This is a genomic window from Microbacterium sp. AG238, assembly GCF_003610405.1.
In the GTDB taxonomy this organism is placed as follows: Bacteria; Actinomycetota; Actinomycetes; order Actinomycetales; family Microbacteriaceae; genus Microbacterium.
Genome location: NZ_RAQC01000002.1, coordinates 395,795 through 421,688, shown reverse-complemented (window position 1 = coordinate 421,688; position 25,894 = coordinate 395,795). Strand labels below are relative to the sequence as shown.

Genomic DNA, 25,894 nt, shown 5'->3' with positions numbered 1-25,894 from the left:
GGAACATGCCCGCTACCCGCCCGAGCCTCACCGACGTCGCCGCAGCAGCCGGGGTCAGCGTGGCGACCGTCTCGCGGGCGCTGCGCGGTCGCGGCGAGCTGTCGCCCGAGACCCGCACACGCGTGCTCGCAGCCGCCGAGCAGCTCGGCTACGCGCGCAACGGCACCCCGCGGGGCCGACCCCGCGGCGGGACGTCTCGCATCTTCGATCTGGTTCTCGGACATTTCCACGACCCCTACACCGACGAGGTCGTCGCGGGCGCGCACACCGCGGCCTCGCGCCTGAACTACGATCTCGTCCTCACCGCCGAGCGCGACGATCCCGATGACGACTGGCCGGCCCGCATCCGCTCCCGAGGGTCGGCGGGGGTCGTGCTCGGTCTCATCCTGCCCACGACGGCGCAGCTGGAGATCATGCACGGCGCCGGCATCCCCGTCGTGCTGCTCGAGCCGCCGTCGGGTACCACCCAGCATGTGCCGAGCGTGCGGAACACCGATCACGCGGGCGGCTCGGCGGCGGCCGAGCATCTCCTCGCACAGGGCGCCCGCCGCTTCATCGTGATCGGCGGGGCACCGTCGTACCGGTACGGCCGCGCGCGGATCGAGGGCTTCCTCTCGGCGCTCGACGAGGCGGCGCCGGGGGCGCCTCGCGTTCTGACGACGGCTGACTGGGGCGCGGCGGACGCGCGGCGGGCATGCGCCGCAGCGCTCGACGACCTCGGCGGCGACGGTCCCATCGGGCTGTTCGCCTGCTCCGACGAGATGGCCGCCGGCGCCTACCGGGCCATCGCCGAAGCGGGACTCGCCGTGGGGCGCCACGTCCTCGTCGTGGGGTACGACGACGTACGCGGGGCGCGGTGGCTGCACCCCCCGCTCACCACCATCCGCCAGCCCATCCGCGAGATGGCGGCCGCGGCCGTCACGCTCCTGGCGCAGATGGCCGGCGGTGCACAGCTCGCCGACGAAGTGGTCGAGCTGCCGACGGTCCTCGTAGCCCGCGGCTCGACCGGCCGCCCGCGCTGACCGGCCGTGCCGCCGAGGCGGCTCACGCGGGCGTGACGACCGGGAAGTAGACCGCGAAACGCTCGTCGACGACCTCGTTCAGCGGCACGAAACGGATGCCGGCCGAGCGCCCGACACTGCGGTACCGCGTGAGCCACTGCGACCATTGGCGTTCGTCGTCCGCCGCGAGCAGCGTCGTCGGGTCGCAGACGTCGCCGACGAGCGGCGTCTCCCGGTCGACGAGCCCCGCGAGGACCACGCCACCCTCGACGAAGGCGACGGTGGCGGGCTCGTCGGGAAGCGGCACCGTCCGCAGCTCGAATCCGAAACCCAGCTCGACCTCGGTTCGCCCGCCGGGATGATCGATCTCGATGAAGCGATCACGGTGCACCGCGGCCGCTTCCGACCGGACATCCACGTCACCCACGGTCCAGGCGGGCACGCGCATCCGCACGCGACCGCTCACCGTCGGCGCCGATTCGATCACGACCGAGACCCGCAGCGCGTGCGGCCGATGCGTCGATCCGCCGGGGCCCGCGTTCGCATCGGGACCGACGTACAGCGCGTCGTCGAGGGTGCGCACCTCGACGGCGAGTGCGCCGGATGGCGTGTCGATGTCGGCGCGGACGGGGATGTACTGAGCGATCGTGACGGCTTCGGCGTCGGCGTACACCGCCAGCGACGCGTGGCGCGTGTGCGCCTGCACGAGCGTGCCGTGGCAGCACCAGAAATCCTCCGTGGGCGATCCCCACTCCTTGCGAGCTCCGCTCTGCAGCGGCAGGAAGTAGCTCACCATGCCGGTGCCGGGATGCTGCTGCGCGAGGATGCCGTTGACCAGATTCGCCTCGATGTAATCGAGGTACGACGCATCACCGGTCCATCGGTAGAGCACGTCCGCGAGCCGGATCATGTTGTAGACCGCGCAGTGCTCCTGCGTCTTCGCGCCTCGCCGTGCAGCGAAGGAGAACGGCGGCGTCCAGATCTCGCCCGAGGTCTGTCCCCCGGTGCAGAAGGTCCCGCGGCGGGCGACGGCCCAGTCCCAGTACGCCTCGACGATGCGGCGCCAGCGCTCCTCGCCGGTGACCTCGAACGCCCGTGCGGCGCCGAGCACCTCGGGGATCGTCGTGTTGGCGTGCATGTTGGTCAACATGTCCTCGCCCGCCAGCAGACCGTCGAAGAGCGACCGGTGGTCGTATCGATCGAGCAGGTCGCGGTAGAGGTCGTCATCGCCGGTGGCTTCGAGCAGGTCGGCCCAGACTTCGAGCATGCCGCCCGTCTCGACTTCGAGGAGGGCCTGGAACTCCTCGCGCCCGAACGCCCGAGCCCATTCCGCGAGCACCCCGGCAGCACGGTGGGCGATACGCAGGGCGCGCTCGTCGCCGAGGTCTCGGTGGACGTCGACCAGACCCATGAAGGTCTTGTGGATGTTGTACTGCGGCGCCCACACCTCGCGACCTTCGGCGAGCCGGCGCAGGAACGTCCGCGGGATACCGAACACCCATCCCTCGCCCGCGTCCTGACAGGCCTGGAGCTCGTCGAGCACCACTGACAGCTTGCCGCGCAGCACCGGGTCGCCGGTGACGGCGACCTCGCGCGCGGCAGCCGACATCCAGTGGCCGACGAAGTGTCCCCGCAAGAGGGCACCGGGCGTCTCCCACCCCCAGTGGCGTCCCCAGCCGGTCTCGACTCCCGGGGTGACCGAGGGCTTCAGGTGCCAGCCCTGATCGCCGATGCCCGCCTCGATGCGGTGGTTCTGCACGAGAGCGCGTTCGTCGAGCGATACGAGATAGTCGCGATTGACGCGACGACGGCGATCGTAGGTGCCCGGCAGCAGCCGGACGCTGTCCGGCGCGAGAGCGGATGTGGTCATGGTTGTGCCATCTCCTTCGATGTGCTGAGATCGATCTCTGACTGTACCGCCCGAGCGATGTCAGCAGAATAGGAGCATGGATTCCATGCGCGTGATCCACCTCAGTGCCGAGGACGTCTCCGTCGTGATCGCGACGACCGATGATGGGATGCCGGAGATCGTCCATTGGGGCGCGGCCCTGACATCGTCGGAGCCCGACCTCCTCACGTTCGTCGCAGCTGAGAGGAGGAGCGGGATCGACGGCGATTCCGACGTTCCGTACCGCGCGAGTGTGCTCCCGGAGCACAGCCGCGGGTGGTTCGGGGCGCCGGGGCTCTCGGCACATCGAGGAGGCTCGGGATGGGCGCCGCGCTTCGCACTGCGCTCGCTCGCCGTCGATGGTGCCGAAGCCGGACCGGGCGTGACCTCGGCGGGGGCGGGGCGGGTCGGCGCGGTCCTTCACGATGACACGGCGGAGATCGAGCTCACGCTAGAGATCGATCTCACGCGCGACGGCCTCCTCCGCACCCGCGCGCGAGTCCGAAACACCGCGATCGCCGCGACGACCCCCGCGCCCCTCGAGGTCCAGGCACTCGCCGTCGCCCTTCCGGTGCCGACATGGGCGCAGGAGGTCCTCGACTTCACCGGTCGGTGGGGGCACGAACGCATCCCTCAGCGGCATCCGGTCGTCCGCGGCGACCACACGCGCACCTCCCGGCGCGGACGAACCGGCCTCGACGCGACGCTCGTGCAGGCCGTCGGCACGCCTGGCTTCTCCGCGGACGCCGGCGAGGTGTGGATCGGACACGTCGGATTCAGCGGGAACCACGAGCACACCGTCGAGCGCACCGACGGGCGCCTGCACTTCCGGGGCGGCGAGTCGCTCCTCCCCGGCGAGATCCGGTTGGCGCCCGGCGAGGAGTACGCCGGACCCTGGGTGTTCGGCAGCTACGGATACGGTCTCGACGACGCTGCAGCTCGCTTCCACGCTCACCTGCGCGCACTCTCGCGTTCCTCACGCCGCCCCCGTCCCGTCACGATGAACGTCTGGGAGGCGGTGTACTTCGATCACGACCACCGTGTGCTCGTCGACCTGGCGGGCCGCGCGGCGGAGCTCGGCGTCGAACGCTACGTTCTCGACGACGGCTGGTTCCGCGGGCGCAACGACGACCGCGCCGGGCTCGGCGACTGGTCACCCGACCCCGTCGCCTGGCCCGACGGCCTCCGTCCGCTGGCCGACGAGGTCCGTGCGCTCGGCATGGAGTTCGGGCTCTGGGTGGAGCCCGAGATGATCAACGAGGACTCCGACCTCGCCCGCGCGCACCCCGAATGGATCCTGCGGGCTGGGCCCGAGCTTCCCCCGCGCTACCGGTTCCAGCAGGTGCTCGACCTCACACAGCCCGCCGCGTTCGACCACGTCCTGGGAGTGCTCGACGGGCTCATCGAGGACGTCGGTGTGAGCTACCTCAAGTGGGATCACAACCGCGACCTCATCGCCGCAGGGCACCCCGCCTCGGGCGCCCCCGCGGTCCACGAGCAGACCCTTGCGGTGTACCGACTCATCGATGAACTCCGCCGTCGTCACCCCGACCTCGAGATCGAGAGCTGCGCCTCGGGCGGCGGACGGGTCGACCTGGGCATCCTCGAGCGGACCGACCGGATCCATCCGTCCGACAGCCATGACCCGCACGACCGTTTCGGCATCCTGCGGTGGACGGGCCTGCTGGTGCCCCCGGAGATGATGGGATCGCACGTCGCCTCCCCCGTGTCGAGCGTCACGGGACGCACCCACGACCTGCAGTTCCGGTGCGCCGTGGCTTTCCTCGGCCACTTCGGCATCGAATGGGACATCCGCGATCTCGACGAGCACGACCGGCGCGTCCTCGGCGACTGGATCGCGCGGTACCGCCGGCACCGCGACCTCATCGCGTCGGGGCGAACCGTCGGGTCGGGCGAGCTCGACACCGCGGCTCCGCAGGTGCGCGGGGTCGTCGCGCCCGACCGGTCCGAGGCGCTGTTCACGATCGTCACTCCGACGACCTCGCCCGACACGATCGCGCGCGTCCGGTTCCCCGGTCTGTCGATCGATCGGAGCTACCGCGTGTCGGTGAGCGGCTCCGAGTCGTTCGGACCGCCCTGGCAGGTTCCCGCCTGGCTCCGAGAGAGCCCGCCGCTCGGTGGTGGCGGGACCGGAACCGGCCCGGTCATCGCGGGTGCCGTGCTCTCGCGGGTCGGGCTGGAGTTCCCGACCTTCCACCCCGATCGCGCGGCCGTCGTGCACCTCGCGGCGGTGACGCCATCGTGATCGCCGAGCGCCGGGCCGCGGCATCCCGACCCCCGATGGGGTGGAACAGCTGGGACTGCTTCGGGTCGTCCGTGACGGAGGCCGAGGTCCTGGCGAACGCGGAATATGCCGCCGAGCATCTGCTCAGCTTCGGGTGGGACACGATCGTCGTCGACATCCAGTGGTACGAACCCGATCCGGGCGCGCACGACTATCGAGAGGTCTCACGGCCGCTGCTCGACGCATGGGGCCGGCCGCTGCCCGCGCCCGAACGCTTCCCTTCCGCGGCGGACGGGAGCTTCCGCCCCCTCGCCGACCGCATCCACGAGCTCGGCCTGCGCTTCGGCGTTCATCTCATGCGGGGCGTCCCGCGCGCCGCAGCAGACGCGGCCCTGCCCGTCTCGGGTCACCCCGACGCGACGTGCGACGCGATCGCCGACCGCTCGAATGCCTGCGTGTGGAACCCCGACAACTACGGCGTCGACATGACCGCGCCCGGAGCCCAGGAATACTACGACTCGGTCATGGCGCAGCTGGCGGCCTGGGGCGTCGACTTCGTCAAGCTCGATGACGTGCTCTACCCGCCCGTCGAGACGGCCGAGATCGCCGCGATCTCACGCGCGATCGATCGGTCGGGACGGGCGATGGTCCTGAGCCTGTCGCCTGGCAAGCGACTGTCGCTCGCGCACCTCGACACCCTCCGGGATCACGGTCAGATGTGGCGGATCTCCGACGACTTCTGGGACGACTGGCCCCAGGTGGTCGAACAGTTCCAGCGCGCGGCCCGCTGGGCCCCGTTCCAGCAGCGCGGGGCATGGGCGGATGCCGACATGCTCCCCTTCGGCCGCATCGGCGTGCGCGGGCACGTCGGCGAGGATCGTCTGAGCCGCCTCACGGTCGAGGAGCAGCGCACCGTCATGACGTTGTGGAGCATGATGCGCTCTCCGTTGATGATGGGCGGCCACCTCCCCGACACCCCGCCCGAGACGCTCGACCTCCTGCGCAACGCCGGGGTCCTCGCCCTGCGTGACGGCGAGGAGTCGCGCGAGATCGTGCGCGACGGCGACCTCGTCATCTGGAGCGCGCGGGTGGGCGCACGCGCCTACCGCGCGGTCTTCTGGCTCGGCGACGACACTCAGGATCTCGTCGTCCACCTCGCCGATCTCGGGGTCGGTGCCGCGGGGACGGGTTCGTGCACGGACGTGTGGAGCGGCGACCCCGTCGAAATCGCCGAAGGACGCGTCATACTGACGGTGCCCGGTCACGGCACGCGCCTGCTCGTCTTCGGCTGACCGTCGGGCGGCGCGGCCCCGCCCGACGGCGAGCCGACGCAAACGGCTGCCAATCCCCCGCCGACACGACCATTCACGTCGGGTCGGCGACCATCGACGACCCGCGCTCCCCTCCGGCACGCGAGCCGACGCAAACGGCTGCCAACTCGCCGCTGACACGACCATTCACGTCGGGCCGGCGTCGTGCTGGCGTCGGGCCGGCGTCGGGCTGGCGTCGAGCCGGCGTCGGACTGGCGTCGAGCCGGCGTCGGACTGGCGTCGGGCCGGCGTTGGGCCGGCGTCGGGCTGACCGTCAGGACGCGCGGCGCGGGTCGCTCCCGAGCACGCCGGCGGCGTCATCGAAGCCCCCGACGCGAGCGAGCTCCTCGGCGCGCGCCGATGCCCGCTCGAACAGGTCGTCGAACCTGACCGGGGCGCCGGTGGCCGCGGACGCCACGGCCGCCTCGACCATCGCGAGGCTGCCGATGTTCCGCGTGATCTCGCCGGACGGCACCGGACCGCTGTCGAGGGCCGCGACGAACTCGGCGAGCGCGGCATCCAGTCCCTCGGCCCCGTCCGCCAGCGCGCAGGCCTGCGCGCTGCCCTCTCGGGGCTGGACCACGACCTCTGTCTCACCGTCCCAGGCAGCGGATCCGCCGGCGGCGCTCCCCCGCCAGTCGCCATTCCATGACGTCGTCAGCCCGTCGGCGCACCAGCTGCCGGAGTACGAGAAACGGCGCCCGTCCGCGAAACGGAAGACCGCCTCTGCCGCAGCGTCACCGCGGTACCAGCTCCAGCTCGGCGAGAACTCCTCGCAGTAGACCGACACGGGTTCGCCCGAGAGCAGGTATCGCGCCTGATCGAACTGGTGGATGGCCATGTCCACGAGCAGAGGCGAGGGCATCTCGTCGCGGAAGCCCCCGAACCGCGGGTTCTGGAAGAAGCGGACGTCCAGCTGCTCGGCCCCGCCGAGGGCGACGAGAGCATCACGGAAGGCCCGGATCCCCCGGGAATGCCGACGCGACTGGCTCGTCGCCATCAGGGTTCCCGTCGATGCGCTGATGGCGGACAGCAGCAGCGCTTCCGCCACGGTCGGCGTCACCGGCTTCTCGCTGAGGACGGGAACACCCGCCCGCAGCGCTGCCGCGCTCACCTCGAGATGCGCCTGCGGGATCGTGACATTGACGACCAGGTCAACGCCGAGTGCGGCGAGCGCGTCGTCGACCGAGCCGAAGCTCGCCACGACGAGGCCCCGCTCGAGCGCAGCGGTCCGTGCGGCGTCGACGACGACATCGACGAGCCCGACGATCTCGAGATCGGGACGGCGGGCGACCGTGTCGATCCACGCCTTCCCCATCGCTCCGGCCCCGACCACGACGACACGACGGGCGTCTCCGTTCACGACTGCTCCTCGCCGTTCCACTCGCGCGGAGTGTCCCACTCCCCCGTCCGATGCATCGCCAGCCGGGCGGTGCCGCGGGGGCGATCGTTCCGAGCCCATCGTGCCGCGTTGGCGAGAACGAGCTGGATCTCGGGCTGATGGTAGACGGGATAGTCCTGGTCGCCCGGCGAGAAGTAGAACACCCGCCCGTGGCCGCGGAAGAACGTCATCCCCGAGCGGAACACCTCGCCGCCCGAGAAGTTGGAGACGAACACGAGCTCGTCCGGCTGCGGCACGTCGAAGAACTCGCCGTACATCTCCTGTTCGGGGATGACGATCGGTTGCGGCACACCCGCCGCGATCGGATGCGTGGGCGAGACCGTCCACACGAGTTCGCGGTCCTGCGCCTGGCGCCAGCGCAGCGCGCAGGTCGTCCCCATGAGACGGACGAAGACCTTCGAGAAATGCGCCGAATGCAGCGCCACGAACCCGAGCCCGCCGAGCACGTGGCGGTGCACCCGCTCGATGACGACGTCGTCGACCTCGTGGTGCAGGAGGTGTCCCCACCAGAACAGCACGTCGGTCTGCGCGAGCCGCTCCTCGCTCAGACCGTGCTCGGGATCGTCGAGTGTCGCCGTCTCGACGACGGCATCGTCGCCGAGCAGTCGCCGAAGCCCGGCGGCGATGGTCCCGTGCATCGTGTCGGGGTAGAGGGCGCGCGGGATGTCGTGGTGCTTCTCGTGATGGTTCTCGCCCCACACCAGCACGCGGATGGGGGCGCTCGCTGTGCTCGTCACCCCTTGAACGCCCCGTCCATGATGCCCGCCACCATACGCCGCCCGACGACGAAGAAGACGATGAGCAGCGGCAGTGTCGCCAGGAACGATCCGCCCATCGTCAGCGCGAGGTCGATCGAGCGGTTCGCCTGCAGCTGCTTGAGCGCGATCTGCACCGTGAACAGCTCGGGCGACTTCAGCACGATGAAGGGCCACATGAAGTCGTTCCACACCGACGTGAACGTGATGAGACCGAGCACGAACGCCGCCGGCCGCACCACCGGGAATCCGATACGCCAGAAGATCTGCCAGCTGTTCGCACCGTCGATGCGGGCCGCATGCATGAGCTCGTCGTTGAGGGTGGTCGCCATGTGCTGCCGCATCCAGAAGATGCCGAACGCGCTGGCGAGCCCGGGCACGATGATCGCCTGCAGGGTGTCGACCCAGTCCAGCCACGAGATGATCAGGTACTGCGGGATGACGCTCAGCTGAGCGGGCACCGTCATGGTGAGCAGCACGATGACGAACAGGGCGTTACGGCCCCGGAACTGCAGCTTCGCGAAGGCGAACCCGGCCAGCGCGCACAGCAGCGACGCGATGACCGCGATCGAGAGCGAGACGATCGCGCTGTTGAGCAGCGACTGGAAGAAGGGCACGGTGTCGAACACCTTCGTCGCGATGTCGAAGAAGTTCAGTCCGGGGTAGAAGCGCGGCGGGATCGAGGTGACGGCGGAGGCCCCCACCGAGGCGATCACGAACATGTAGTAGAGCGGGAAGACGCTGATCACGACCGCGATCCCGAGCAGGACGTAGACCGGCCACGGCACGCGTCCGACGCGACCGCCGCCGCGCCGAGGACGCTTGCGGGGCGCGCTCAGGGCGGCCGGGGCGAGGGGGTGCGGCACAGCTGTGTCGACGGCGTCGGACATCATCGGGCCTTTCGGGTGCGGGTGGTCAGGAAGAAGTTGATCGCCGACACGACGACGACCACGACGAAGAGGGCGACGCCGATCGCCGAGCCGTAGCCGAACTCGAACTGGCCGAAGCCCTGCTCGTAGAGGAACAGCGCGAGGGTCTGGCACTGGCGCCCGCCGCCGCAGGTCAGCCCCGACTCCGGGGCCACCAGCAGCGGCTCCGTGAAGATCTGCAGACCGCCGATGGTCGACATGATGACCGTGAAGATGATGATGGGGCGCAGCGACGGGATGGTGAGGTGGATGAACTGCTGCCATCCCGATGCGCCGTCGACCGAGGCCGCTTCGTACATCTCGCGCGGGAGCGCCTGGAGCCCGGCGAGGTAGAGCAGCGTGTTGTATCCGAACCAGCGCCACATCACCATCGACGAGATGACGATCCACGAGCCGACCTGCGACGACAGGAAGTTCACCGCCGGGATGCCGAAGAGGTCGAGCACCCAGTTGATGAGCCCGAAGTTCTTGTCGAAGATCTGCGCGAAGACGAGGGCTGTCGCGGCGACCGATGTGATGTAGGGAACCAGCAGCGCCATGCGGAAGAAGTTCGCCATCTTCAGGGTCGCGTGGTTCAGCAGGTGCGCGAGCCCGAGAGCCAGGAGCAGCTGCGGGATCGTGGAGATGAGGAAGATCCCGAAGGTGTTCACGAACGCGTTCCAGAAGCGCGTGTCCTGGACGAGCCGCTCGAAGTTCGCCAGGCCCACGAACGTCTGCTCGCCGATCGGGTTCCAGTCGAACAGGGCCACGTAGAACGTGAACAGCAGGGGGAACAGCCCGAAGATCAAGAAGATGACGAAGAACGGGGCGATGTAGATGTAGGGCGCGATGCGCTCGGCGAGCGGCTGTCGGATGGCGCGTCTGGGCGGACGTTCGCGCCGAGCGGTTCTCTTGTCGATGGTGATGGAGGTGGCGGTGGCTGTCGCAGTCATGGTGCGTCCTCGATGAGGGTGGTGGTCCGCCCAGGGGCGGACCACCACCGAACGGGTAAGGTCAACCGCCGATCGCGGCCCGGGCGCTGTCGACGCCGGTCTGCCACGCTTCGCGCGGCGCGACGTTACCCGCCTCCATGTCGACGAGCGCGTTGAGCAGTGCCGCCCCGATCGCGCTCGTGTCGGGTCCGTTGTGGAACGACTGGAACTGCAGCACCGAGTTGCTGATGACCTCACCGATCCGGGAGTCCCCGAAGAACGGGTCGGTGTAGCTGGTGACCTCGGTGCTCTCGAGAGCGCTCTTGGCTGCCGGGAAGGTGCCGGTGCGGGCGAAGTGAGCCGTCTGGCCTTCGGGCGAGAGCATCGTCTCGATGTACTTCCATGCCGCCTGCGGGTTCTTCGCGCGGGCCGGGATCGCGATGACGCTGCCGCCCCAGTTGCCGCCGACGCCCGGGATCGAGGCCACTCGCCAGAGACCCTCGGTGTCGGGTGCGTCGTTCTTGTAGCCCGACAGCATCCACGACGGTGCCGTGCTCACGGCGAAGGCGCCGTTCGCCTTGCCCGGCGCCCAGCCGGACGACCACGCGGCGATACCGGCACTGATGCCCGCCTCGTAGGTGCGCACCGCGACGTCGAACGCCTCCTCGACCTGCGGGTTGGTGTCGAAGATGAGCTCGCCGTCGGGGGTGTAGTACTTCTCGGTGACCTGGTTCACGGTCGAGAAGAAGACGCTCGTCTCGACGTTGTCGACGAAGGGCTCTCCGGTCGCGGCCGTGTACTTCTTGCCCATCTCGATGAAGCCGTCCCACGTCGACCACATCTCGGCGACCTCATCCGGGTCGGTCGGAAGCCCCGCCGCCTCGAAGAGGTCGGCACGGTAGGCGAACCCCAGTCCGCCGATATCCGTCGGGATGCCGACGATCGATCCGTCCTCGCCGGTCGCCTCGGCGATGGCCCAGTCGAGATACCCCTCGCCGAGGTCATCACCCCCGAGGGTACGCAGATCGATGAAGTTGCTCGGGTTCGCGATGAACTTCGGCAGCTCGTCGTTCTGGATCATGACGAGGTCGGGAACGCGTCCGCCGGCGAGGGCCGCGGTGAGCGCTGTGGCGGTCTCGGCGGTGCTGCCCACCTCCGACAGCTTCACCTTGGCGTCCGGGTTCTGCTCGAGATATTGGTTGACGGAGTCCTGCTGCCCGATACCCGTGAACGACCAGAACTCGAACTCGGCGTTCGGGTCATCCGACCCGCCGCCGGATCCACCGGATGTGCACGCGGTCATCGCGATCGCGACGACGCCGAGAGCTGCGATGGGCAGGGCCAGTCTGCGACGATTCACAACTGCTCCTCTTCTTTGGGGACATGTGATGTGCGCGGGGCGATCAGATACCCCACTGAGAGATCGTTCTCTCATGCCGGGACACAGTATCCCGTGTTCGAATGCCTGGCAAGCCGCAGCATCCTTCTGTTTCGTGACACGCATGGAGAGACCCCCGTCACCGTCGCAAAGTTGCGCACGGCGGCTACCGTCGTGCAAAGATCATCGCGTCGGAGAACGATCTTTCGCGCTCCGATCCGGAATTGAGGAAGAGGAAGCCATGTCTCGACCGACCATCGTCGACGTCGCCCGCGCCGCCGGCGTCTCACGCGCCACGGCCGCGCGCGTCCTGGCCGGAGCGACGAACGTCGACCCGGCCATGGCGGCAGCCGTCGGCCGCGAGGCCGCGCGCCTGGGTTATGAGACGAACTTCGCAGCGCGGGTGCTGCGCGGCGGACGAGCCGGCGCGATCGGACTCGTCATCGCGTTCGACGAGCTGGGCGGACTGAGCGGCACGTTCTTCACGGCGGTCATGAAGGGCGCGGCCAAGGGCCTATCCGCCGGCGAGGTGCAGCCCGTGCTGCTGCCCGCCGATCACGAAGACCTCGATCGCATCCCGCGGTTCTTGCGATCCGGCGCGATCGACGGCGCGATCGTGGTGCTCCAGCACGAGATCACCCACCTCGTCGACAGGCTCGCCGACTCGCCCGTGCCGATCGCGTGGGTGGGCCGGCCGCGTGGCGAGATCGGCCCCGACCCGATCGTGATCGACTCCGACAACTACGGGGGCGGGGTCCTCGCCGCGCGAGCGCTCGTCGAACACGGACGCCGCAACATCGGCATCATCACGGGGCCGCTCGACATGGAACAGGCCCGCGAACGCACCCGCGGCTGGACCGACGAGCTCGCGCGCCACGGCATCGAGCCGGGACCCATCGTCCACGGCGACTTCACCCTCGACAGCGGGACGGCGGCGATGGCCCGGCTGCTGCAGCGCGTCCCGACCCTCGACGGGGTGTTCGCGTGCTCCGATCTCATGGCCGCCGGTGCCATGCGCGTGCTCCAGGCCGCCGGAAGGCGTGTGCCGACCGACCTCTCACTCGTCGGCTTCGACGACGTCCTCCTCGCGGCGACGAACGATCCCCCGCTGACGACCGTGCGCCAGCCGCTCGAGGAGATGGGTCGCGCCGCCGCCGACACGCTGCTCGGCGCCATCCGCGGTGAAACCGTCGAGCGCGTGCAGGTGCTGCCCACCTCGCTCGTCCACCGGGAATCGCTGTGACCGCGGCGGCGGAGTGAGCGCGCACCCGCATCTGGTGTTCCGAAGCACCGAACCGGCCGACTCGTGGGAGCACGGCCTCATCGTCGGAAGCGGCCGCGTCGGCGCCGTCATCCACGGAACCGGCGACGACCTGCGCATCTCGATGGCGCACGAGAGGTTCTTCCTGCCCGCCAACCCGCGACCGCCGGCACCGCTGCTTCGCGAGGCCGTGCCACGGCTGCGGGCCGCTCTCGCTCGCGGTGACTCCCGCCTGGCCGGCGACATCTTCGACTCCGCTCTGGCGGAGGCCGGGTTCGCCGACCTCGTCTGGACCGATCCGCTCGCGCTCTGCGGCTCGCTGACGGTGACGACCCCGGGCGGATGCGCGTCGACGACGCGCGAGATCGACCTCGCGCGTGGGATGGCGAGCGTGACCTGGTGCGACGACTCCGGCGCGACGCACCGGGTCCGCGTCGTCGCCGCGCGCGGCACCGACACGGTCGAGCTCGCACTCGAATCAGACACCGACACCGAGATGCGGATCCGCCTGAGGCTCGCACCGACCGATGACTCTCCCGCCGCCTCGTTCGCGCCCGATTACACGGGGACCGTCGCGGGACGGACGCGCGCGGGCGAGGTCGGGCACCTCGAGATCGTCGACAGGGCCGCCCGGGTCGTCGCCGCCGTCGCCGCCACGACCCCCGGGCACCACGTCGCCTGGCGGGCAGCGGAAGACGCGCTGGAAGCGCGGATCCACGTCCCGAGCGGCGACCGTCGCACGGTGCGGTTCGATCTGTCCGTCACCGGACGATCGCCCGCTCCCGCACCCGGTGCCGACTGGGACGAGCGTCTCCGCTCGCAGGAACGCGACCACGGCTCACTCGTCACCTCCTCGCTCCTCGACCTCCATGGCGTACCCGGTGCGGATGCTGCGACGACCGGTGAGCTCTGGCGCGAAGCGCGGTCGGGGAACGCCGACGCCGTCCGGCACGCGATCGAGATCGCCTACGTGTCGGGGCGGTCGAACATCATCGCCGCCACCGGAGAGCTACCCCCGACCCTGCAGGGCGTCTGGCAGGGCACCTGGAGGCCGGCGTGGTCGGCGGACTACACCATGAACGGCAACGTGCAGAACGGCGCTCTCGCCGGCATCGGCCTGACGGGAAGCCCCGAACTCGCCCGCTCGCTCCTCGAACTGGTCCTCCCTCACCTCGACGACTACCGCGAGAACGCGCGCCGGATCTACGGCGCCGCCGGGATGCTGCTTCCCTCTCGCATGTCGACACACGGCATCGCGAACCACGTCGACCGCGCGTACCCGCACGTCTTCTGGGCAGGCGCCGGCCCGTGGGTCCTCCGCATAGCGGCGGACATCGTGGCGCTCACGGGCGATCGCTCGATCGTCGACGGCCGGCTCTGGGGACTCGTCACCGGTGTACTCGCCTTCGGCGAGACCGCGACAGTCGTCGAGGGCGGCGTCCGCCATTTCTCGCCGAGCTACTCGCCCGAGAACACCCCCGCCGGATCGGCGACGCCACTCGCGATCGATGCCGCCATCGACATCGCGGCATACCGCGACGCCGCCCGCGCGGCCCGTCTGCTCGGGCGCGCTCGGGGCGACGATTCGCTCGACGAACGGTGGGAGGCGCTGGCGAACAGCCTCCCCGACCTCGCCGTGGCACCCGACGGGACGCTGGCCGAGTGGCTCGACCCGGCGACGCCGGAGAACATCGCTCACCGGCACGCCTCGCAGCTGTACCCGCTCTGGTACGAGTCCGACGAGGCGTTCACGGGTGACGGTCCGTCGGCCGCCGCGCTGCGGCAGGCCGCCCGGCGCACGACCGCCGACAAGATCGCGTGGCGAGCACACGATCCCGCTCCCCCGCCGGGCCGGATGGAGATGGCCTTCGGTCTCGGGCAGCTCGGTCAGGCGGCCGCAGCCCTCGGCGATGCGGAAGCGGCGGTGCGGTGCGTCGAGTGGCTCGCTCTTCTGCATTGGCGCCCATCGCTGACGACCACTCACGACGCCGGCAACATCTTCAACCTCGACGCCAGCGGCGCACTGCCCGCCGTCGTCGCCACGATGCTGTGCCGATCGACGCTGGACTCGCTGGAGCTGCTGCCGGCGCTGCCGCCACGATGGCCGAGCGGGAGGATCACCGGGCTCCGGGCGCGCGGCGGAATCGTGATCGATCAGCTGTCGTGGGACGAGCGCGGGGCGACGGCCCAGCTGCGCCGGCTGCCCGCAGCCTCGTGGCTCCGCCCCACCGGCACGACGGCCGTGCGCACCGGATCCGGGTTCACGTGGGAGGACGAGCACGGCCAAGCGGACGGTACCCGGCGGGTCATCGCTCTGGGCGATGGCGCCGTCACCCTGCGGATGCGGCGGAGCGACACGACGGCGGAGGCGCACGGTCGCGACATCGTAGGCTGAACGGGTGCCCGACCTCGCCTCGCCGCTCATCGCGTGGTACCGCGACAACGCGCGCGATCTCCCGTGGCGACGCCCGGGATTCGGCGCCTGGGGCATCCTCGTGAGCGAGTTCATGCTGCAGCAGACCCCGGTGGCACGGGTGATCCCCCTGCTCGAGGCGTGGCTCGAGCGATGGCCGACGCCGGCGGCCCTCGCCGCAGCCGCCCCGGCCGACGCCGTGCGGCAGTGGGCCAACCTCGGATACCCGCGGCGCGCGCTCTGGCTGCACCGTGCCGCCGTCGAGATCCGCGACCGCCACACGGGCGTCGTGCCCCGCGACGTCGACGATCTGCTCGCGTTGACCGGTATCGGCGACTACACCGCGCGTGCCGTCGCCGTCTTCGCGTATGGCGATCGGCACCCCGTCGTCGATACCAACACCCGTCGAGTCCTGGCCAGAGCCGTTCAGGGTCGATCACAGCCCGGGCCGGCAGCCAAGCGCGACCTCGCCGACATGGCCGAGATCCTGCCCGACGACGTCACCGATTCGACGGTCGTGAACGCCGCGGCGATGGAGCTCGGGGCGCTCGTCTGCACGGCCCGGGTGCCACGGTGCGACCTCTGCCCGCTGGCGGACCGCTGCGCCTGGCGTGCCGCCGGCTACCCCGACACCGGCGACACCCGCGTGAAGCAAGCGCGCTACGAAGGGAGCGACCGGCAGACGCGAGGCGCGATCCTCAAGGTTCTGCGGTCAGCCCAGACACACGACGTGGCTGTGGACGATGTCATCGGCGACTGGCCCGACACGGTTCAGCGCGACCGTGCGATCGACTCGCTCGTCTCCGACGGCTTGGTCGAAGCCGTCGACGGCCGGCTGTGCCTCCCCCGCTGACGAAACAGAAGAGGGATGCCGCTGTGCCGCGGCATCCCTCTTCTCAGTCCTCGTCTTCGTCGGCCTCGCGAGGCTTGACGTAGGGGTCGGCTTCTCCCGCGTAGCTCGCGCCCGTCGCGGTGGCCGCCGTGGCGGCATCCCGCTCGCGCGCCTCGCGGAGCAGGTGCTCGATGTGTCCCGCGTTCTCGGGAATGGCATCGAGGATGAACTCGAGAGTCGGCGTGACCCGGACACCGAGCTTCCGGCCGACCTCGCTGCGGAGCATGCCTGTCGCCGCCCGCAGGGCGTCGGCGGAGTCGGCCCGCTCCTGGTCGGATCCGTACACGGTGTAGAACACCGACGCGTGCTGCAGGTCACCCGTGACGCGCACGTCGGTGATGGTCACGAATCCGAGGCGCGGGTCGCGCAGCCCCTTCTCGAGCCGCTCCGCGACGAGCACGCGGATACGGTCGGCCAGGCGCGACTGACGTTCGCTGGACATACCTTCTTCTCCTTCTTCCGGCCCGCGCAGCGGCGGGCAGAGACAGCGACGGCGTTGGACGTCCGCCCGGCGACGGAGATCCCGAAGGATCCGTCACCGGGCGACGTCCAACGCCGGTGCGCCTGACGAGTGTCAGCCGCGCGGCTTCTCCACCATCTCGGTGGTCTCGATCTCGTCGCCGATCTGGATGTCGTTGTACTTGCCGAGGCCGATACCGGCTTCGAAGTCCGTGCGCACCTCGGTGACATCATCCTTGAAGCGGCGCAGCGACTCGATGGCCAGGCCATCGGCGAGCACGACACCGTCGCGGATGACACGGGCCTTGGCGTTGCGCGTGATCGTGCCCGAGCGGACGATGACACCCGCGATGTTGCCGAACTTCGAGGAGCGGAACACCTCGCGGATCTCGGCCACACCCGACTGGACCTCTTCGTACTCCGGCTTGAGCATGCCCTTGAGCGACTGCTCGACGTCGTCGATCGCGTTGTAGATGACCGAGTAGAACCGGACATCCACGCCCTCGCGGGCAGCGCGCTCGCGCGCCTTCGTGTCGGGACGGACGTTGAAGCCGATGACGATCGCGTTGTCGATCGTCGCCAGGTTGATGTCCGACTCGGTGATGGCGCCGACGCCGCGGTGGATGATCCGCAGCTGCACGGAATCGTCGACCTCGATCTTGAGCAGCGACTCCTCGAGGGCCTCGACGGCACCCGAGACGTCACCCTTGATGATGAGGTTGAGCGACTCGACCTTGCCCTCTTCGAGAGCGCGGGTGAAGTCCTCGAGCGAGATGCGCTTGCGGGCCTTGGCCAGCTGGGCGTTGCGCTCGGCGGCCTCGCGCTTCTCGGCGATCTGGCGGGCCAGACGGTCTTCTTCGGTGACGATGAACACGTCGCCGGCTCGGGGCACCGAGTTCAGACCCTGCACCTGCACCGGACGCGAAGGCCAGGCCTCCTCCACCGGGTCGCCGTTCTCGTCGATCATGGCGCGGACGCGGCCGTAAGCCGTTCCCGCGACGATCGCGTCGCCGACGCGCAGCGTTCCGGACTGGATGAGCACCGTGGCCACCGAACCGCGGCCCTTGTCGAGCTTCGCTTCGATCGCGACACCGCGGGCCGCCTTGTTCGGGTTCGCCGTGAGGTCGAGCCCGGCGTCGGCGGTCAGCAGGACGGCGTCCAGGAGCTCCTGGATGTTGGTGCCCTGCCGAGCCGACACGTCGACGAACATGACGTCGCCGCCGTACTCCTCGGCGACCAGGCCGTACTCGGTGAGCTGCTGACGGACCTTGGCCGGGTTGGCCTCGGGCTTGTCGACCTTGTTCACCGCGACCACGATCGGCACACCGGCCGCCTGGGCGTGGTTGAGCGCCTCGACCGTCTGCGGCATGATGCCGTCGTCGGCCGCGACCACGAGGATCGCGATGTCGGTCACCTGCGCACCACGGGCACGCATGGCGGTGAACGCCTCGTGACCCGGGGTGTCGATGAAGGTGATGGCACGCTCGATGCCGTCGTGCTCGGTCCAGACCTGGTAGGCACCGATGTGCTGCGTGATGCCGCCGGCCTCACCCGCGACCACGTTGGTCTGACGGATCGCATCGAGCAGTCGCGTCTTACCGTGGTCGACGTGGCCCATGACGGTGACCACCGGAGGACGGATCTCGAGGTCGTCCTCGCTCTCGGCCTCCAGCTCGGCGTCGAGGTCGAGACCGAAGCCCTCGAGGAGCTCTTTGTCCTCGTCCTCGGGCGAGACCATCTGGATCTTGTAGCCGAGCTCCTCGCCGAGCACCTCGAAGGTGGCCTCGTCGAGCGACTCGGTGGCCGTGGCCATCTCGCCCAGGTTGAACAGGATCGTCACGAGCGTGCCGGGCTGCACGGTGTAGCCGCGCAGCGCCTCGAGCTTGTCGGCGAAGTCGGCGATCGACGCACCGCGGCGCAGGCGGATGATCTCGCCGTTACCCTTCTGGACGTTGACGCCGCCGACGACCGGCGCCGACCGCATCTCGAACTCTTGCCGCTTCGCCCGACGCGACTTGCGCTGCTTGGACTTGCCGCCGCCCTTGCCGAAGGCACCTGCGGTACCGCCGCCGGGGCCGCGACCGCGACCACCGCCGCCACCGGGACGACCGGCGAAACCGCCGCCGGGAGCACCCGGACGCTGGAAGCCGCCGGCACCGCCGGGACGACCGGGACCGCCGGGACGCTGCTGGAAGGGGGCTCCGGGACGACCGCCGCCACCGGGACGACCGGCACCACCCGGACGCGGGGCGCCGGGACGAGGAGCGCCGGGGCGCGGAGCCTGCGGACGCGGGATGTTGCCGGGCGTGGGTCGCTGCCCCATGCCCTGCGCCGACGCGAACGGGTTGTTGCCGGGGCGAGGGCCGGCGGGACGCTGACCCATGCCCTGCGACGGGGCGAAGGGGTTGTTGCCGGGGCGCGCTCCACCGGGACGCGGGGGCTGCGAGCCACCGGGCGTCGGGCCCGCAGGCTTGGCCGGACCGGGCTTACCCGCGCCGGCTGCCGGAGCAGACGGCGTGGACGCCGCCGCGGGGGCGGCGGGCTGTGCAGCGGGGGCCGCGGGAGCTGCCGGGGCGGATGCCGCCGGAGCCTCCGGGGCTGCGGGTGCGGCGGGCTTGGCCGGACCGGGCTTGGCAGCCGGGCCGGGCTTCGCGCCGGCGGGACCGGGCTTGCCTGCGCCCGGACGGGCGGCACCGGGCTTGGCGCCGTTCGATGCTGCGGGGGCGGGGGCCGCGGCGGCAGAGCCGCCCTCAGCCTCGAGCGCAGCCCGCAGCTTGCGAGCCACGGGGGGCTCGATGGTCGACGAGGGGCTCTTGACGAACTCGCCGAGCTCCTTCAGCTTCGCGAGCGCGACTTTGCTGTCGACGCCGAGTTCGGAAGCGATCTCGTGTACGCGTGGTTTTGCCACAATTCTCCTGTCTGAAGGCCCACCCTCGGACAGGGCGGACCGCTTAAGCGCGGACGGGTCTCATTTCGAGCCGTTCACTTCGTGTCCATAGCCGTTCAGCCTTTGCGCTGGTGATCAATCGGGAAATCCTGCGTGTCCAGTGGGCCAGACACCCGCAGGGCTCGTCCGAACGCGCGGCGCCGCAGGGCGGCATCCATGCATTCGTGCGTCTCGTGCACCCACGCGCCCCTACCCGGAAGCGAGGCGGCTCGATCTGCGATCAAGACGCCGTCGCGGGCCACGACTCGGAGGAGCGAGGACCGGGAGGCACGCGCGCGGCAGCCCACGCACGTTCGAACAGGTTCCATTCTACCCCCTCGACCGGCATCCCGGTTTCGTCAGGACTCCAGGATCGAGTCGGGCTGGATGTCGATCTTTGCGCCGGTGAGCTTGGCGGCGAGGCGGGCGTTCTGCCCTTCCTTGCCGATCGCGAGCGACAGCTGGTAGTCGGGGACGAGCGCCCGGACGGCCTTCGTCGCCGCATCGAGGACGAAGCTCGAGGTGACCTTCGCCGGAGACAGCGCGTTCGCCACGAACGCCGGCAGGTCGGCGTTGTAGTCGATGATGTCGATCTTCTCGCCGCCGAGCTCCTCGGTCACGGCGCGGACGCGGCGACCCAGCTCGCCGATGCAGGCACCCTTGGCGTTGATGGACGGGTCGTTGGCCTTGACGGCGATCTTCGTGCGGTGGCCGGCCTCGCGAGCCAGCGAGGTGATCTCGACGAGACCGTTGGCGATCTCGGGAACCTCCATGGCGAAGAGCTTGCGAACGAGGCCGGGGTGCGTGCGCGACACGGTGATCGACGGCCCCTTGGTGCCCTTCGACACCGACGTCACGTACACGCGCAGACGCGAACCGTGACGGTACTCCTCGCCCGCGACCTGCTCCTCCGGCGGGAGGATGGCCTCGATCGTGCCGAGGTCGACGTGCACCATGCGGGGGTTAGGCCCCTGCTGGATGACACCCGCGACGATGTCGCCCTCCTTGCCGCGGAACTCCCCCAGCACGGCGTCGTCGGCGATGTCGCGCAGACGCTGACTGATGACCTGCTTCGCAGCGAAGGCGGCGATACGGCCGAAGTCGTCGGGAGTCGACTCCTCCTCACCGATGACGACGCCCTCGTCGTCGCGCATCGGCACGTAGATGGCGACGTGTCCGGTCTTGCGGTCGAGCTCCGCACGAGCCCCCTCGGGCAGTTCGCCGTCGGGCGAGGTGTGCTTGGCGTACGCCGTGAGGACCGCCTGCTCGATGATGCGGACGAGTTCGTCGAAGGGGATCTCCTTCTCTCGCTCGACGGTGCGCAGCAGTGAGAGATCGATATCCATGGGGGCCCTCCATATTCAGCTCTTGTCCGGGTGCGTTTCGCGCTCCCGGCATCCATCCAACGTTACCCGATGGGGCTGGGAACGTGTTTGCCCGGTGCTGGGGAGGAACTGTCGATCGGGCGATCTCGGGATACTGGGGAGCATGACCGAACGCACTCCCCGCCTCGCCGACCCCGGACTGATCGGATTGCTCGGTTTCGTGATCGCCACGCTCACGGCCCAGCTGGAGCATCTCGGACTCCAGAACGAGAGCCCGGTCTTCTGGGTCGGCGCCGTGTTCGGCGGTGTGGTGCAGGTCACGGCGGGGATGCTCTCGTACTTTGCGGGCGACGACTTCCACTTCATCGTCTACAACGCCTTCGGCTGGTACTGGATCTGCATGCCGGGCTTCCTGCTCGGCGGCGAGCTCGGGTTCTTCGAGGTGGAAGGGCCGGCGCGGGGCGTCTTCACGCTGATGTTCGCCATCCTCGCGCTGGTGTTCGCGCTCTCCGCCGCTTCGCGGAACACCGTGCTGCCCGTGACCCTGCTCGCGGTCGCGGCCGGTCTCGGTCTGCAGACCGTCACCGCATTCGGCGGCCCGGCCACCGTCGGAGCGGCGGGTTCGGTCGCCCTGCTGTTGGCCTCCGCGCTCGCGGCGTACATGCTGGTCGAGAAGTTCTACGCCCGCACGCTCGGCCGCAGCATCCTGCCACTGGGGCCCGCGTGGTTCCGGACAGCCTCCCCTGTATCGATTCAGGCGCATACTGTTTGAGGACCGGGCGGCCCGCGGTGCGGGAGACGACGCCCGATCGTGACATCGGTCGCGACGACGGCATTGCCGCCGTGACCGCAACGCGAAAGGAACCTCACATGACCACCACCGCGCACGCCGCCGTCCTGCACGGCCAGGACGCCCCGTTCACGTTCGAGGAGATCACCCTCGACGACATCCGCCCGAACGAGCTGCTCGTGAAGGTCGCCGCGACCGGGCTGTGCCACACCGACCTGGCCGTGCAGCAGGGCCACATCCCCGCCGCATTCCCGTTCGTGCTCGGCCACGAGGGAGCCGGCACCGTCGAGCAGGTCGGCGATGCCGTCGTCGGCTACGCCGTCGGCGACAAGGTCGCGGTGTCGTTCGCGTCGTGCGGCCACTGCACCAACTGCCTCACGGGGCGCGAGGCGTATTGCCGTAACTTCATGGCGCTCAACTTCGGCGGAGCACGCGAAGACGGGTCGGCCACCATGACCGCCGCCGACGGGTCGGCCGTGCACGGGTCGTTCTTCGGCCAGTCCTCCTTCGCCAGCCACGTCATCGTCGAGGCCCGCAACGCGGTGAAGCTGCCTGAGAACGCCGATGTCGAGATCGCCGGACCCCTGGGCTGCGGTGTGCAGACCGGCGCCGGCACCGTACTCAACTCGCTCGACGTCCCCGCCGGGGCATCGGTCATCGTGACCGGCACGGGAGCCGTGGGGCTCTCCTCGATCATGGGCGCGAAGGTAGCCGGCGCCACGACGATCATCGCGGTCGACATCCTCCCGGAGCGGCTCGAGTTCGCCGCCAAGCTCGGCGCGACGCACACCGTCAACAGCAAGGACGAGGATGCCGTCGCCCGCATCCTCGAGATCACCGGCGGCGTCGGCGCGGACTACGCCGTCGACACCACCGCCGTTCCCGCCGTCGTCGACACGATCGTCGCCGCCACCGCGTTCGGTGCCAAGATCGCCCTGGTCGGCGTGCCCAAGCCCGGAACCGAGATCGCACTCGCATCGATCTCCGGCTCGGGCAAGACGTTCGTCGGCGCGATCGAGGGCGACGCGGTGCCGCAGAAGTTCATCCCCGAGATGCTCGCGCTGCACGAGGCCGGCCGCTTCCCCTTCGACCAGCTCATCACCAGGTACCCGTTCTCCGAGATCGAGCAGGCCATCGCCGACACGCAGTCGGGCAAGGCGGTGAAGGCCGTCCTCGTCATGGACTGACCGACCGGATACGCCGATCGGGCCGGAGCACGCACATGGATGCGCGCTCCGGCCCGATCCGTCTCGCCGGGCGCGGGAGGCCGTAGGCTCGCGGGATGGCCGAACACGGGGTGCACGACGCGGCGAGCGCCGTCGAACGGCATCCCGCGGCACGTGTGCTGGCTCGGGGCGGTTACGTCGCGAACGGTTTCGTGCACCTGCTGATCGGCTCGCTCATCGTCGCGGTGGCCTTCGGTGGCGAGCGCGACGCCGACCAGACGGGGGCGTTCCGCGCGGTCGCCGAGCTTCCCCTCGGTTTCATCGCGCTCTGGGCGGCGGCCACGCTCTTGGCCGCTCTGGGTGTCTGGCACCTGGCCGAGGGCATGCTCGCCTCGCGGCGCCGGCGCGGGGCGTCCGTCTGGGGGCTGCGCGTCTCGGAGTGGGGGCAGGCGATCGTGTTCCTGTTCTTCGGCGGGCTCTCGGCCGCCGTGGCGCTCGGCGCCCGCCCGCAGGCCGACGAGACCGCGCGCGACGCGAGCCGCGGCATCCTCGCGCTTCCCGGCGGCGTGTTCGCGATCGTGCTCGTCGGCGTCGGTGTCGCGGTCGCCGGCGTCGTCTTCGTCGTGATGGGCGTGCGGCGTTCGTTCCGCTCGAAGATGACGATCCCCGACGGGGCCCTCGGTCGTGTCGCCGAGGGTCTCGGTGTCGCCGGGTTCATCGCGAAGGGCGTCGCCCTCGGATCGCTGGGCGGAGTGCTCGTCGTCGCGGCCGTGCGCTCACGCGCCGATGAGGCGGGCAGTCTGGATGCCGCGATCCGGGCGTTGCTCGATCTCTCGTTCGGTCGCGAGATCGTGGTCGTCGTCGGCGCCGGGCTCATCGCCTACGGCGTGTTCACCGTCTTCCGCGCGCGCTACGCCGACCTCTGAGCCCCGGCCGTTCGACCGCTCGCCGCTTTCGGGCGCACTTCGGCCCCTCGAGCGCACAAGAAAGTGCGCCGGATGCCGCAACCTGCGCGGCATCCGGCGACGAGAGACGAAGCTCAGCGCGCGGTGAGTCGAGCGACCGCGTCAGCGACCGGGATGGTCTCGCGCTCCCCGGTGCGGCGGTCCCACAGCTCGACCTGTCCATCGGCGGCGCCGCGCCCGACGATGACGATGCGCGGCACGCCCACCAGCTCGGCGTCGCCGAACTTCACGCCGGGCGATACCTTCGGGCGGTCGTCGTAGACGACCTCCAGGCCCGCCGCCTCGAGCTCGCCCGAGAGCTGCTCGGCCAGTTCGAAGGCCGCCGCATCCCGGCCCGTCGCCACGACGTGCACGTCGAACGGAGCGACCGACGCGGGCCAGATGAGTCCACGCTCGTCGTTGTTGAGCTCGGCGATGATCGCGAGGATGCGGGTGACGCCGATGCCGTACGAGCCCATCGTGACGGTGACGAGCTTGCCGTTCTCGTCGAGGACCTTCAGCCCCAGCGCCTCGGCGTACTTCCGGCCGAGCTGGAAGACGTGGCCGATCTCCATGCCGCGCGCGATCGAGACCGGACCCGAGCCGTCGGGGGCCGGGTCGCCCTCGCGCACGGTGGCGACCTCGACGAACGCGTCGGCCGTGAAGTCGCGGCCCGCGACGAGCGAGTGCACGTGCATCTGATCGATGTTCGCACCCGTGATCCACGAGGTGCCGTCGACGACGCGGGGGTCGAGGACGTAGCGGATGCCCGTGGCCGACTCCTCGCCCAGCACCGGACCCTCGGGCGACCAGGGGCCGATGTAGCCCTTCACGAGCAGCGGGTTCTTGGCGAAGTCTTCGGCTGTCGCCGGCTCGACCTCGGCCGGCGCGAAGGCGACCTCGACGCGCTTGTCGTCGACGTCGCGGTCGCCGGGCAGGCCCACGACGACGAGCTCGCGCGTGCCATCGAGGTGTGTGAGGGCCAGCACGACGTTCTTGAGCGTGTGCGCCGCGGTGTACTCGCCCTCGAGGTTCGCGTTGACGTGCGCGACGAGCGTCTCGATCGTGGGGGTGTCGGGCGAGTCGAAGATGACCGGCTCGGGCAGTCCGTCGATCGGCAGCGCTTCGGGCACGACCGTCGTGAACGCCTCGACGTTCGCGGCGTAACCGCCGTCCGATCGGACGAACGAGTCCTCGCCGACGGGGGTCGGGTGCAGGAACTCCTCCGAGCGCGAGCCACCCATGGCCCCGGCGTCCGCCTGGACGATGACGTACTCGAGTCCGAGGCGCTGGAAGATGCGCTCGTACGCGTCGCGCTGGGCCTGGTAGCTCGCCTCGAGTCCGGCATCGTTCGCGTCGAACGAGTAGGCGTCCTTCATCGTGAACTCGCGGCCGCGCAGCAGTCCGGCACGGGGACGCGCCTCGTCGCGGTACTTGTCCTGGATCTGGTAGATCGTCAGCGGCAGGTCTTTGTACGACGAGTAGAGGTCCTTGACGAGGAGCGTGAAGGCCTCCTCGTGCGTGGGCGCGAGCAGGTAGTCGCCACCCTTGCGGTCGTGCAGGCGGAACAGCAGATCGCCGTACTCCTCCCAGCGTCCCGTCGCCTCGTACGCCTCACGCGGCATCAGGGCCGGGAAGTGCACCTCCTGCGCACCGGCGGCCGCCATCTCCTCGCGCACGACGCGCTCGATCTTCGCCTTGACGCGCAGTCCGAGCGGCAGCCACGCGAAGATGCCCGCTGCCTGCGGTCGGATGTAACCGGCGCGGATCAGCAGCTTGTGACTGGCGACCTCGGCGCCCGCGGGGTCTTCACGAAGGGTGCGGAGGAACAGGTGCGACATACGAGTGACCACGAGTCGAGTCTACGGATGCCGCGGGGCCGCGACGTGCGCTCGATCG

At 70.1% G+C, this 25,894-nt stretch carries 20 protein-coding genes; 9 read left to right on the top strand and 11 right to left on the bottom strand.

The window, feature by feature from the left end; genetic code table 11:
* The first annotated feature begins 5 nt into the window (after positions 1–5).
* Positions 6–1,022 (top strand): LacI family DNA-binding transcriptional regulator, encoded by a 1,017-nt coding sequence (locus tag DEU36_RS13575; RefSeq protein ID WP_120264858.1) that lies wholly within the window; start codon positions 6–8, stop codon positions 1,020–1,022.
* A gap of 22 nt (positions 1,023–1,044) precedes the next feature.
* On the opposite strand, the gene DEU36_RS13570 is transcribed toward DEU36_RS13575, so the two are convergent.
* Positions 1,045–2,871, bottom strand: coding sequence for a beta-L-arabinofuranosidase domain-containing protein (locus DEU36_RS13570; RefSeq protein WP_120264857.1), 1,827 nt, complete (start codon positions 2,869–2,871; stop codon positions 1,045–1,047).
* A 76-nt stretch (positions 2,872–2,947) separates the two neighbouring features.
* Between DEU36_RS13570 and DEU36_RS13565 the strand changes: the two genes are divergently transcribed.
* Positions 2,948–5,155, top strand: coding sequence for an alpha-galactosidase (locus tag DEU36_RS13565; RefSeq protein WP_120264856.1), 2,208 nt, complete (start codon positions 2,948–2,950; stop codon positions 5,153–5,155).
* Entirely contained in the window at positions 5,152–6,426 is a 1,275-nt protein-coding gene (locus DEU36_RS13560) for a glycoside hydrolase family 27 protein (protein ID WP_259455382.1), read from the top strand. The genes DEU36_RS13565 and DEU36_RS13560 overlap by 4 nt, the downstream gene beginning before the upstream one ends.
* Positions 6,427–6,718: 292 nt before the next feature.
* Here DEU36_RS13560 and DEU36_RS13555 read toward each other — a convergent pair whose 3' ends face one another.
* The 5 genes from DEU36_RS13555 to DEU36_RS13535 form a co-directional block, all read right to left on the bottom strand.
* Complete coding sequence (locus DEU36_RS13555; RefSeq protein WP_183045405.1) at positions 6,719–7,807, bottom strand: Gfo/Idh/MocA family protein; 1,089 nt, start codon at positions 7,805–7,807, stop codon at positions 6,719–6,721.
* Positions 7,804–8,583, bottom strand: a complete 780-nt coding sequence (locus tag DEU36_RS13550; RefSeq protein ID WP_120264853.1) for a ThuA domain-containing protein — start codon at positions 8,581–8,583, stop codon at positions 7,804–7,806. Before DEU36_RS13550 ends, DEU36_RS13555 begins: the two co-directional genes overlap by 4 nt.
* Complete coding sequence (locus DEU36_RS13545) at positions 8,580–9,494, bottom strand: carbohydrate ABC transporter permease (protein WP_259455381.1); 915 nt, start codon at positions 9,492–9,494, stop codon at positions 8,580–8,582. The genes DEU36_RS13550 and DEU36_RS13545 overlap by 4 nt, the downstream gene beginning before the upstream one ends.
* Positions 9,491–10,462: a carbohydrate ABC transporter permease gene (locus DEU36_RS13540; protein WP_120264851.1), complete on the bottom strand. Its 972-nt coding sequence runs from the start codon at positions 10,460–10,462 to the stop codon at positions 9,491–9,493. Before DEU36_RS13540 ends, DEU36_RS13545 begins: the two co-directional genes overlap by 4 nt.
* 61 nt (positions 10,463–10,523) lie before the next feature.
* Positions 10,524–11,801: an ABC transporter substrate-binding protein gene (locus DEU36_RS13535; protein WP_220700932.1), complete on the bottom strand. Its 1,278-nt coding sequence runs from the start codon at positions 11,799–11,801 to the stop codon at positions 10,524–10,526.
* A gap of 259 nt (positions 11,802–12,060) precedes the next feature.
* Between DEU36_RS13535 and DEU36_RS13530 the strand changes: the two genes are divergently transcribed.
* From DEU36_RS13530 to DEU36_RS13520, 3 genes are read left to right on the top strand one after another with little or no spacing between them, the layout of a single operon-like run.
* The gene (locus DEU36_RS13530; protein ID WP_120264849.1) at positions 12,061–13,062 is read left to right on the top strand and encodes a LacI family DNA-binding transcriptional regulator; all 1,002 of its coding nucleotides are present in this window, start codon (positions 12,061–12,063) and stop codon (positions 13,060–13,062) included.
* A 34-nt stretch (positions 13,063–13,096) separates the two neighbouring features.
* Positions 13,097–15,475, top strand: coding sequence for a glycosyl hydrolase family 95 catalytic domain-containing protein (locus DEU36_RS13525; RefSeq protein ID WP_183045404.1), 2,379 nt, complete (start codon positions 13,097–13,099; stop codon positions 15,473–15,475).
* Positions 15,476–15,479: 4 nt separating this feature from the next.
* Positions 15,480–16,346, top strand: coding sequence for an A/G-specific adenine glycosylase (locus tag DEU36_RS13520; RefSeq protein WP_120264847.1), 867 nt, complete (start codon positions 15,480–15,482; stop codon positions 16,344–16,346).
* Between the two features lie 43 nt (positions 16,347–16,389).
* Here DEU36_RS13520 and rbfA read toward each other — a convergent pair whose 3' ends face one another.
* The 4 genes from rbfA to nusA all read right to left on the bottom strand — a co-directional run bounded on the left by rbfA (position 16,390) and on the right by nusA (position 21,116).
* On the bottom strand, positions 16,390–16,827 hold the full coding sequence (gene rbfA / locus DEU36_RS13515; protein WP_071919310.1) for a 30S ribosome-binding factor RbfA: 438 nt from the start codon (positions 16,825–16,827) through the stop codon (positions 16,390–16,392).
* A 132-nt stretch (positions 16,828–16,959) separates the two neighbouring features.
* Entirely contained in the window at positions 16,960–19,752 is a 2,793-nt protein-coding gene (gene infB / locus DEU36_RS13510; RefSeq protein ID WP_120264846.1) for a translation initiation factor IF-2, read from the bottom strand.
* 95 nt (positions 19,753–19,847) lie between these two features.
* Entirely contained in the window at positions 19,848–20,099 is a 252-nt protein-coding gene (locus DEU36_RS13505; RefSeq protein ID WP_112617239.1) for a YlxR family protein, read from the bottom strand.
* Positions 20,100–20,129: 30 nt separating this feature from the next.
* A complete protein-coding gene (nusA, locus tag DEU36_RS13500; protein ID WP_120264845.1) occupies positions 20,130–21,116 on the bottom strand; it encodes a transcription termination factor NusA in 987 nt (328 codons plus the stop codon).
* A gap of 142 nt (positions 21,117–21,258) precedes the next feature.
* Here nusA and DEU36_RS13495 point away from each other — a divergent pair, with 142 nt between their 5' ends.
* The 3 genes from DEU36_RS13495 (at position 21,259) to DEU36_RS13485 (ending at position 23,977) form a co-directional block, all read left to right on the top strand.
* Positions 21,259–21,867 (top strand): acetate uptake transporter family protein, encoded by a 609-nt coding sequence (locus tag DEU36_RS13495; protein ID WP_120264844.1) that lies wholly within the window; start codon positions 21,259–21,261, stop codon positions 21,865–21,867.
* A gap of 98 nt (positions 21,868–21,965) precedes the next feature.
* A complete protein-coding gene (locus tag DEU36_RS13490) occupies positions 21,966–23,072 on the top strand; it encodes an NAD(P)-dependent alcohol dehydrogenase (RefSeq protein ID WP_120264843.1) in 1,107 nt (368 codons plus the stop codon).
* 95 nt (positions 23,073–23,167) lie between these two features.
* Complete coding sequence (locus DEU36_RS13485) at positions 23,168–23,977, top strand: DUF1206 domain-containing protein (RefSeq protein WP_120264842.1); 810 nt, start codon at positions 23,168–23,170, stop codon at positions 23,975–23,977.
* A gap of 113 nt (positions 23,978–24,090) precedes the next feature.
* Here DEU36_RS13485 and DEU36_RS13480 read toward each other — a convergent pair whose 3' ends face one another.
* Positions 24,091–25,848, bottom strand: a complete 1,758-nt coding sequence (locus tag DEU36_RS13480; protein ID WP_120264841.1) for a proline--tRNA ligase — start codon at positions 25,846–25,848, stop codon at positions 24,091–24,093.
* Positions 25,849–25,894: the final 46 nt, after the last annotated feature.